1 pseudogene is annotated in these 482 nt (G+C 61.2%); it reads right to left on the bottom strand.

Annotation, left to right across the window (positions count from 1 at the left end):
* Positions 1 to 482: pseudogene (locus tag ABFA30_RS24015) on the bottom strand (hypothetical protein); the annotation flags it as partial.

Here is a 482-nt window from a genome sequence, read left to right as displayed (position 1 = left end):
CCACCATATTTCAAATACCGCGCCGTCTTCGCCACTTCTTCCAAATGCGTCGCATACCCCGGTATCTGCCCCGGCCCACCGGCCTTTTTCCAGTGATGCACCACACGCTTGGACGAAATCCCAAGATCCCGGCGCAGCCTGTCGTAGGTGCCCAGGCTCAACCGCTTGTGCAGGAACGCAGTACTCAATTGCGCGCTGAGCTGCTGATACAGCGCCTGGCGCGATGCGAAGAATTCCGGGCTTCTGAGGTGCCCATGCAAGGCAAACTGCCGTTGGTGCAGCGCCTCGATGCCCTTGAGCGTGTCCTTGACCTGCCCAAGCCCCTTTTCCAGCATGTCCTTGCCCACGCCCATCGAGGTGCTCGCCCCACTCAGCACCCCGGCAATTTCCCCGATATGCGCCATCATGAAATTGGCCTCCTCCTCGCTGAGGATCGCCAACGACTCCCGTGCATGCTCGGCCGCGCGCATCAGGTCGGCTTC

The organism is Pseudomonas sp. HLMP (assembly GCF_046365545.1).
GTDB lineage: Bacteria > Pseudomonadota > Gammaproteobacteria > Pseudomonadales > Pseudomonadaceae > Aquipseudomonas > Aquipseudomonas guariconensis_B.
This window is presented reverse-complemented; position numbering and strand designations above follow the sequence as displayed.